General features: G+C 64.6%; 5 protein-coding genes. 2 read left to right on the top strand and 3 right to left on the bottom strand.

Annotated features, from left to right (window positions below; translation table 11 throughout):
* The coding region (locus Q0J81_RS10470; RefSeq protein ID WP_294447713.1) for a hypothetical protein at window positions 1-416 on the top strand (416 nt) is incomplete at its 5' end.
* Here the strand turns inward: Q0J81_RS10470 and Q0J81_RS10465 are convergent.
* Window positions 404-2,011 (bottom strand): sulfatase-like hydrolase/transferase, encoded by a 1,608-nt coding sequence (locus Q0J81_RS10465; protein ID WP_294447711.1) that lies wholly within the window; start codon window positions 2,009-2,011, stop codon window positions 404-406. The two genes, Q0J81_RS10470 and Q0J81_RS10465, sit on opposite strands and share 13 nt — an antisense overlap.
* 326 nt (window positions 2,012-2,337) lie before the next feature.
* Between Q0J81_RS10465 and Q0J81_RS10460 the strand changes: the two genes are divergently transcribed.
* Complete coding sequence (locus Q0J81_RS10460) at window positions 2,338-3,156, top strand: MBL fold metallo-hydrolase (protein WP_294447708.1); 819 nt, start codon at window positions 2,338-2,340, stop codon at window positions 3,154-3,156.
* A gap of 274 nt (window positions 3,157-3,430) precedes the next feature.
* On the opposite strand, the gene Q0J81_RS10455 is transcribed toward Q0J81_RS10460, so the two are convergent.
* Window positions 3,431-4,609 (bottom strand): ABC transporter permease, encoded by a 1,179-nt coding sequence (locus tag Q0J81_RS10455; RefSeq protein WP_294447706.1) that lies wholly within the window; start codon window positions 4,607-4,609, stop codon window positions 3,431-3,433.
* 307 nt (window positions 4,610-4,916) lie between these two features.
* A partial coding sequence (locus tag Q0J81_RS10450) for an ATP-binding cassette domain-containing protein (protein WP_294447705.1) occupies window positions 4,917-5,271 on the bottom strand: 355 nt, incomplete at its 5' end.

The raw sequence follows: 5,271 nt of genomic DNA, 5'->3' as shown, positions 1-5,271 counted from the left end.
GCGTGCTCACGCGCGTGCCCGAAGCGCCGCTTGCCGGAGAAGACGACCTCTTCGGCCTGCTCCGGGCCGCCGCCGTGGTCAGTCAGTGCGTGCTCGTGCCCGTGGGGGCCTTCGGCACTCTCTTCACCGGTCTTGCGCTGACGCTTCTTGCGGGCAGAAGCGCCCTCTGCCGTCCCTGGACGCTCTGCAACGCGGCGGCGGCTCTGCTCATGACGGCGGGCCTGCTTGTCGTCCTGCCCTGGGCCGGGGAGGAGCTCGACGCCGCGGCTCTTGCGGGCATGGCCGCGTACGCGCAGCCCGGCATGGCGGAGCGGCACGTCCGGCGCGAGCTCTTCGGCCTTGCCTGCGCGCTGCTTCTTCTCTTCTGCTTCGCCCTTGCCCTCGCCCGGCCGGGGCGCTCCCGTCAGCGACCCTGAAAAAGCAGCCTGCGCAGAAGCCAGGAGAGCGAACAGAGCGTGAACGAACGCTCCTCGTCTCCCTTCCATCCGGCAAGCCACGCGTCGCGGCACTTCACGTTCACAAGAAAAGGCACGTGTCTGCCGTTGTCCCTGAGAAACGAGGGATAGGGCACGTCGCTGCCGTGGTCGCCCCAGAGCACGAAGAGCGCGCCTTCCGGCAGACGGGCGTAAAAGGAGGCAAGGCACGCATCCGCGTAGCGCAGCGAGGAGACGTACCTTGCAAACATTCCCCGCCCGAGACCGAAGGGCGGCCACGGCTCCATGAAGGGAATGTGACTGCTCATGGTCACGACAAACACCGCCTCTCCCCTGCCCTCCTCCAGATACCTTGCCGCCGCATCGAGCACGTGCTCGTCCGTCACGTGCTCGAGCGCCAGCGTGCTTGCCGGGTATCCTTCAAGGACAAGCTCCTCCTTGAAGAAGGTTTCCCCGAAGCCCATGAGACGGTACGCCTCCCTGAGATGAAAAAGCTCCCCCTCAAGTCCGTGGAACACCGCCGGACGACGGGACGCGAGCGCGCGTATCACGCTGTCGGGGTAGTCCCGTATGTGGGAATAGTACATGACGTTCTCTTCCGCCACGCGACCGTTCAAAAGCTCGTAGTCGGCATTGGCCGAGCCCACCTTGTGCGGAGCAAAGGCCCGAAGAAGCAGCGACGAAGGCAGAAGCGAGCGCAGAAAGGGCATGACCTCATGGCCGCCGAAACTCATGGAAAGCGCGGCGTAGTCAAGACTTTCCACCTGAATCATGGCCACGGGCCCCCGGAGGGAAGGCAGCGGACAGCCGCACCAGTCTCCGGCCGCCTCCCGGTGCGTTTCACGAAAAAGCGCGTCGGGATCCGCGCACCTTTTCTCGGCATGCACGAGGCTCAAGTCCCGGTACGCGCCGCCTGCCCACTCCCCCGCCCACGTGGCAAGGTAGCCGAGGCGCCGCACGGACTGCTTCGAGCCTTCCTGACTGCGGCGGTCGAACGTGCTGACATGCGGCCCCTCGCCCGTCCACAGGCTGAGCATGCCCGACCTGCCGTGTTCCTGAAACACCGTGACGGCCACAAGCATGAAACAGAGCGGAACCGCCACGGCCCGCACGGCGCGAACACGCGGCGAAGGCACGCGGCAGAGACCGGAGAGACGAACAAGAAGAAGCTGCACGCCGAGCACGAGGGAAAGCAGGAAAAGAATGCCCGGCCGGACGAACACGAACACGGAACCGCCAAGACTCGAGAGTCCCTGCATGGAATGGTACATGGCCGAAAGCGTGAGCGTGTTGTAGAAAAAGGCGGCATAGTGCAGAACGACGGCGTCCGTCACGCTCTGCAGCACCAGAAAGACAAGATACGCCCGGCGCGAGAGCAGCGCGAGGCTGAGCGGAACAAGGGCGTCCACGGCCGCAAGAGACGGCGTGACGGTATCCGCAAGGCTTTTTGCCGTCAATGAATGATGGATGGAAAAGGTCTGCACCAGAAGCGATTCCAGCGCGCTCACGGCAACGGAAAGCAGAAGAAAGACAAGAGCCGTCCCTTCGCGGGACGGGGCAGACAGCGGCGTTCGCATGGCTCCTCCGGCGTGTCCTTCATCATCAATCCGTAACGTTGCTGCGTCAACCACTGAGAATAAAAGAATAATTCAACCTCCGCTCCCAAAACGCGCCGGAACGTCCGCTTCCTTCTGGCGGTAAAGCGCTGCCCGGAGAGCGCGCACGGCAGAAGCGGACGCCGCGCGCGGACTGAAAAAATCCGGCGCAGCCCCCTGCTCCCGGCGGCCCGGCCTGATTCGGAACGCGACCGTCCGGTACAGGCTGCGCGTTTCGCGTGCCTTTCGCGTCTTGACGCTGCCTCTTCCGCTCCGTATCGTGAAACAAGAAGACAAGGAGGTTCTCCATGGAGAGGCTCACGGTTCTCGGCACGGGAGCGGCCAACGCGCTGCGCTACTACAACACCTGTTTCATGCTTCATGGGCCGCAGGGCGGTCTGCTGGTGGACGGCGGAGGCGGCAACGGCATTCTCGTTCAGCTTGAGAAGGCCGGCATATCCCTCCTCGACATCACGGACATCTTCGTCACGCATCAGCACATCGATCATTCTCTCGGCGTCATCTGGCTCGTGCGCATGGTCTCCTCGCTCTTTCTCCGGGAAAAGCGCAGCGACCTTCTGCGCATTCACTGTCACACGCGGCTGTCGGAAAAGCTGCGTTCCATCTGTCAGTTCACCCTGAGCGAAAAGCAGTTTTCCACCGTGGGCGGCAACATACGCTTCGTTCCCGTCAAGGACGGCGAGCAGCGCAGCATCGCCGGGCACACCGTCACGTTTTTCAACACGCACTCGCGCAAGGCCGAGCAGTTCGGCTTTCATATGGAAAGCCCGGAAGGTCAGCGCATCGTGTGCACCGGCGACGAGCCCTGTCAGCCCGCCTGCGGCCACTATCTGGAAGGCGCGGACTGGCTCCTGCACGAAGCGTTCTGTCTGGAGGCCGAGGCAAACGTGTTTCGTCCGCGGCTCATCGGCCACGGCACCGTGCGCGAAGCCGCCGTTCTTGCCGGAAGGCACCGCGTGCGCAATCTCGTGCTCTGGCACACCGAAGACCGCACGCCGCCGTCCCTGCGCAAGGAACGCTACACCGAGGAGGCGAAGCAGGCCTTCCGGGGCGGCGTGTACGTGCCCGACGATCTCGAAGTCATAGACCTTGCCGCCAGGCGCTGAGCGCGGCAAAAATACGCCCCTGCAATGAATGCGCGGGCGGCAATGCCCTGCGGAAAAGACGCGGGGAGCAGCACGACACGGAAAAGGGGAGGCCTGAGCCTCCCCTTTTTTGCGACCGCACAGAGCTGCCCGTGCTTTTCACGAACAGCATGCCCCATCCCTCAAGGTCGCGGCCGCACACGCACACGCGGCGCGCCCGCACGCCGTGCGCGGGCATCCCTCGCGCCGCCTCTGCGCATATTTCGTCACGCCGTTTTTCGGCGGATCATGCTTCCTACGCCGAGCGCAGAATTTCGCCCGCCGTTCTGCGGCAGGCAAACCATGCGGGCAGAAACGCGGCAAGGCAGCCGCAGCCTGCGGTGGCAAGCGCCGTCAGACATTCTCTGGACGAAAGACTCACGAAAAGCGCCACGCCCGTTTCCGCCTGAATCCAGGCGCTGACCGCCGAAGCCATGAGCGTGCCGAACGCAAGGCCGAGGGCGCAGCCGGCAAAAAGCACGCCCGATACCATGAGCCACACGCTTACGGCAATGAATCCGTGCGACGCGCCGAGCGCCCGCAGAAGCGCCATGGCCTTTACCCGCATGGCCACGGCAAAGAAGCCGGAAACAAGAGCTGCGGCAAGCGCCGCCGCCTGCGCGCCCGAGGAAAGCAGCAGCATGATGTCATGCATCTGCTCAAGAATGCCGAAAAGTCTGGTAAGCACCTCGCCGGAAAACACGGCCTGCGAGTCCCCCGCGTTCAGCGCGCCGCGCAGCCGGTAGGCGTCGGCCACGGTCACGGGTTTCACCACCACCACGGAGCAGCGTCCCTCACCGGCCCCGGAATCGTGCATCTTCCAGAGCGCCTCAATGGGCACCACCACGGCTCTGTCCCAGGGCGTGCCCGTAGCGGGCATTTTTCCCACGACGCGAAAGCTGTGTTCGTGGGCATGAGCAGCCCCGCCCTCGCCATCGAGCGCGGCTTCGGCCACGCTGCCGTGACTCGGAGAAAAGCTGTCGCCCTCCTTCAGAGGCACGCCCGCGCCGACGACGGCCTCGCCCGCGTTCATGAACATTCTTCCCGAAGCGAGCGGACGCTTTCCGCCCAGCGTCACAAGTTCCGACGACGTGCCTGCGATGGGATAATTCTTCCAGCGATCGCCGAAGGCAAGCGGCGCGGCCCAGCGTATGCCGCCGTGCGACTTCACCTCTTCCAGCGTACCGAAAGGCAGCAGAGAAAGCGGCTCGGGCCTGAGGTACACCGCACCGAGCACGAGATCCACGGCGCTGCCCTTCGCGCCCACAAGCAGATCGAAGGCGTCGGCCGACTGCGCCATGCCGGAACGAACGGAACGCTCCAGCATGGAAACGGCCGGACTCAGACTGCCGGCAAAGGCCAGCACCAGCGCGAGCGCCAGCGCTCCTCCGAAGGAACGGCGAAGCTCGCCGCGCAGAAAAAGAAAAGGATTCATGCGACATCCTCTCGAACATGATTCGTTGATGCGGCCCCGGGCGCGTCATCCGGCGCGCTTTCATCAGGCCGAAAAAAGCCCTGCATATCCGGCCCGTCAGGCTTCCCGCCGCGGCCGGAACCCTCCTCCCCTCTTCATCCCAGCCACGAACGAGGCTCCTCCGGCGTGCGCCCCGGAACGTCCGGAATCCGCGGCAAAGCCCCTGGGCGTTCCGCACCGTTTCCGCCGAAAACTTCCGGGAGGGGGAGATGTGCGGAAAAAACGGAAACAGGAGGAGCGCCCCTGTCCGAAGGCGTTCCGCCTTCCCCTATTTGCTCTTGAGCTCGTCGTCCAGACCGGCGAGAAGACGACCGCGTTCCAGACGGTAGCGCCGGTCCATCCTGCCGTGCAGCACCTGCTCATGGGTGACCACGATGAGCGTGCAGCCTTCGGAACGGACGAGATCCACCAGCTCGTCGGTGACGAGCTGAGCATTGCTGCGGTCAAGGCTCGCCGTAGGTTCGTCGGCAAGCAGCACGGAAGGACGAAACAGCACGGCGCGGGCCATGGCCACGCGCTGCTGCTCTCCGCGGGAAAACACGCCCGCGGGCGCGCTTGTCCGGCGTATGCCGAGCCTTTTGAGCAGATCGCGCGCCCGGTCCTTCAAATCCTCGGGAATGGAA

This window comes from uncultured Mailhella sp., from assembly GCF_944324575.1.
In the GTDB taxonomy this organism is placed as follows: domain Bacteria; phylum Desulfobacterota; class Desulfovibrionia; order Desulfovibrionales; family Desulfovibrionaceae; genus Mailhella.
This window is presented reverse-complemented; position numbering and strand designations above follow the sequence as displayed.

Coding starts and splice junctions, on each gene's coding strand:
- Q0J81_RS10465 (WP_294447711.1), bottom strand. CDS start 2,011: ATGCGAACGCCGCTGTCTGCCCCGTCCCGCGAAGGGACGGCTCTTGTC.
- Q0J81_RS10460 (WP_294447708.1), top strand. CDS start 2,338: ATGGAGAGGCTCACGGTTCTCGGCACGGGAGCGGCCAACGCGCTGCGC.
- Q0J81_RS10455 (WP_294447706.1), bottom strand. CDS start 4,609: ATGAATCCTTTTCTTTTTCTGCGCGGCGAGCTTCGCCGTTCCTTCGGA.